Origin of the sequence: Humibacter sp., assembly GCF_051954055.1 — a bacterium.
Lineage (GTDB): Bacteria > Actinomycetota > Actinomycetes > Actinomycetales > Microbacteriaceae > Humibacter.
Genome location: NZ_JBQCIE010000025.1, coordinates 1 through 3,753, shown reverse-complemented (window position 1 = coordinate 3,753; position 3,753 = coordinate 1). Strand labels below are relative to the sequence as shown.

Here is a 3,753-nt window from a genome sequence, read left to right as displayed (position 1 = left end):
CGACGGTTGACAAGGACGTGCTGTCCGAAAGAGTTGCCTCCCTACCGCCATATCTTCAGTCCGACGTCGACAAGGGCATTCGCCTCATCCTCGATCTCTGAACGACCGCGCCGTCAGCGACCACGTCGCGCACCTCGGCCGTGCCGACGTCGAACCAGTGCTCGCCGTCCTCGTCGACGTGCACTGCAACGCTGCCGAGTCCCCCGCGGGTGCACACCGCGAGTTCGGCGCCCTCGGCGACGCGGGCGGCGAGGTAGCCGTCGACGTCGGCGAGCTTCGCGTCACTGGCGATGACGACGTGCGCCGCTGCGGTGAAGGGCCTGCAGTACCCGTCGCCTGCGCCGTCGTCGTCGTGCACGTCGCACCACACCGGCACCTGTGCGTCGCGCAGGAGCCCGAGCAGCGGAACACTGTGAGCGGCGAGGTCGACGAGCGCCGCCGCGAAGCCGTCGAGCCCAGGCCCGAGCGGATGCTCCGCCTCCACCGGCTGCGGAAGCTCGAGATACACCGAGACACGCGAACCGCTCGCATCGATGAGGTTCACGTGCCGTTCGGTCAGACCGTCGGCGGTCGGCATCGCGTGCACGTCGATCGATGGATGCGCGAGCGCACCGAGCACCCTCTGCCCTGCGTCATCCGATCCGACGAGTGTTCGCAGCGTGACGTGAGCGCCGAGGCCGGCCAGCGTGAGCGCCTTCCCCGCTGAGGTGCCGCCGATCCCTTCCGTCGACGCCTGCGCGAACACGGTCTGCGCGACAGGGGCAGGCAGCTCCTCAAGTCGCGCCGTGACGTTCCACGCGACGGGCCCGCTGACGATCACGCGCGTCGCATCGACCTCTCGAACCAGCACCCGACATTAATACCGCCCCGCGCCCCAGCTCACGACCGCCGAGTCGCGTCCTGCACTTCCCCGACCAGCTCTTCGATGATGTCCTCGAGGAACACGACGCCGAGTGTCTCCTCGTCCTGGCCGACGGTACGGCCGACGTGCCCGCCCGAGCGGCGCATGACGGCGAGGGCATCCTCGATGTCGGACTCGGGCTCAAGCGGCACGAGCCTGCGGAACCGCCAGGCGGGGATGGGCTCGTTGTATCCGTCGCGTTCGAGATCGAGAACGTCCTTCAGGTGCACGTACCCGATCGGCTCGCCGGTGGAGTCGACGATGACGTAGCGGGAGAAGCCGTGCTTCGCCACGGCGCGGTCGACGTCCGACGGTGTCGCTGTCTCGGGGAGGCACACCAACGTCTGCGGGTCGAGTGCGACATCCGCCACCTTCTTGGCGGAGAACTCGAAGGCGTTGCTGAGCGTTCCGGTGCGGTCGGTGAGCACGCCCTCCCTGGTGGACTGGTCGACGATCGTCGCGACCTCGTCGAGCGTGAACGTGCTGACCGCCTCGTTGACCGGCTTGACGCCGAAGACGCGCACGATGCCGTTCGCCATGGCGTTCAGTGCGACGACGATGGGCTTGAAGACGCGGGCGATGCCCACCAGCGGCGGAGCGAGGAGCAGCGCCGCGCGGTCTGGAAGCGAGAACGAGAGGTTCTTGGGCACCATCTCGCCGAACACGACGTGCAGGAACGTGACCAGCACGAGAGCGATCGCGAATGCGATGCCGGCGATCCAGTCGTCCGAGAGTCCGGTGAGCTTCAGCGGCTCCTCGAGCACGTGGTGGATGGCCGGTTCGGAGACGTTGAGTATCAGCAGCGAGCAGACGGTGATGCCGAGCTGGGTCGTGGCCAGCATGAGCGTTGCGTGCTCCATCGCCCAGAGCGCGGTGCGGGCGGCGCGGCCACCGTGCTCGGCCTTCGGTTCGATCTGCGAGCGGCGCGCCGACATGACGGCGAACTCGGCGCCGACGAAGAACGCGTTGCCTGCCAGCAGCACGAAGAGCAGCAGGATGCCCACCCAGTCAGGCACGATCCGCCTCCCTCGGCGTGTTCTCGCCGGGCTCCTCGGCGCGGGCGGCGGCATTGCGCCGCTCCGAGTAGCGGACGGGATCGGTGTCCGGGTCGGGCGTGAACCTCAGCCGGTCCACGCGCCTGCCGTCGAGCCGCTCGACCCGCAAGGTCCCTCCGTCGACGTGCACCTCGTCGCCCACCACCGGCAAGCGGTCGAGCTCGTTCATCACGAACCCCGCGACGGTCTCGTACGGTCCCTCCTCGGGGATCTCGATTCCGGTGCGGTCCTCGAGCTCGTCGGGTCGGAGCATCCCGGAGATCGTGATGGATCCCGCACCGCGCACGATGTCGGCTCGGGCGCGATCGTGCTCATCCGCGACGTCGCCCACGAGTTCCTCGACGAGGTCCTCCAGGGTGGCCACTCCCGCCGTGCCGCCGTACTCGTCGACCACGACCGCCATCTGATAGCCCTTGCCGCGCAGTTCGCCGAGCAGGGTGTCGAGCGTCATCGTCTCCGGCACGCGCACGGCATCCGTCTGCAGAGCGGATGCCGGCACCAGCTCCCTGCGCTCGATCGGGACCGCGACGGCCTGCTTCACGTGCACGATGCCCACGATGTCGTCGATGTCGTCGTCGATCACCGGAAAGCGCGAGAAACCGGTGCGCCTCGCCAGCGCCAGCACCTCCGTCGCCGGTTCGGACCGGTGCACGCTGGCCACGCGAGGACGCGGTGTCATGACGTCGGATGCCGTGTGCTCGGAGAACCGCAACGTGCGGCCGAGCAGAGTGGCGGTATCCGATTCGAGCAGCCCTGCACTCGCGGAACGGCGCACCAGCGATGCCAGTTCCTCTGCACTGCGCGCTCCGGAGAGCTCTTCCTTCGGCTCGACCCCGAACGAGCGCAGCACGCCATTGGCGCTGGCGTTCAGCACGAACACGGCCGGACGGAACACCGTGGTGAAGAGGGTCTGGAACGGGATGACGACCTTCGCCGTCGCGCGGGGCAGGGCGAGCGCGAAGCCCTTAGGCACGAGCTCACCGAGGATCATCGACACGAGCGTGGCGACGAGGATGCCCACGACGGTGCCGATCGGCGGCACCGCGCCGGCCGGTAGCCCGATCGACTCGAGTGGCCCGGCCAGCAGCGACGAGATGGACGGCTCCATGAGATAGCCGGTGAGCAGCGTCGTGAGCGTGATGCCGAGCTGCGCGCTGGAGAGATGTGTGGAGGTGATCTTGAGGGCGGCGATCGTCATCGCCAGCCGCGTCTCACCGCGATCCCTCCGGGCCTCCAGATCGGCTCTGTCGAGGTTCACCAGGGCGAACTCGCTGGCGACGAAGAATCCCGTGCCGACGGTGAGCACCAGGCCGGCGGCGAGCATGAGCCACTCCGTCACGGCCGTCACCGCCTCCGGCCGCGCCGCTCACCGGCACTCGGCGTCCGGTGGCTCGAAAACGTGGGCGAACTGGCAGAAGGAGGGTCGTCCATTGTCCTCGAAAGTATACCGGCGGGCGCCCGCCGGCCCCCGTTCCCGCTCGCTCCCGACCCGAAGGGCTGTGCCTTCGCGAAGCGCTACACCTTCCGGCATCCGCTACACGAAGTTTCCGTAGCGGATGCCGATATGTGTGGCGGATGCCGATTCGTGTAGCGCAAGTGGATGCTCGTCGCGCATGCCCGGTTCGTCACCACGCCGGCACGGAGGCACTGCACCCAGCGCCGAGTCGTCCGGCGGCAGCACACTCGCCGTCCCCAGATATGGGAAGTCGTTCGGCTTCCACATTGGAACCCTGTCCCGCAGGGAATCGTGTCCGCTCCGGACACCATGACAACCATGTCCCGCGACGACTCAACGTC

The 3,753-nt window shown here is 68.3% G+C and carries 3 protein-coding genes; all 3 read right to left on the bottom strand.

What is annotated here, in order from left to right; all coding sequences use genetic code 11:
- Nucleotides 1-55: 55 nt before the first annotated feature.
- Genes ACTHNC_RS03200 through ACTHNC_RS03190 form a run of 3 tightly spaced genes read right to left on the bottom strand, consistent with a single transcriptional unit; the run spans nt 56 to nt 3,295 of the window.
- Complete coding sequence (locus ACTHNC_RS03200; protein ID WP_440293154.1) at nt 56-850, bottom strand: carbohydrate kinase family protein; 795 nt, start codon at nt 848-850, stop codon at nt 56-58.
- Between the two features lie 29 nt (nt 851-879).
- A complete protein-coding gene (locus tag ACTHNC_RS03195) occupies nt 880-1,917 on the bottom strand; it encodes a hemolysin family protein (RefSeq protein WP_440293153.1) in 1,038 nt (345 codons plus the stop codon).
- A complete protein-coding gene (locus ACTHNC_RS03190; RefSeq protein ID WP_440293152.1) occupies nt 1,910-3,295 on the bottom strand; it encodes a hemolysin family protein in 1,386 nt (461 codons plus the stop codon). The genes ACTHNC_RS03195 and ACTHNC_RS03190 overlap by 8 nt, the downstream gene beginning before the upstream one ends.
- Between the last annotated feature and the right edge of the window lie 458 nt (nt 3,296-3,753).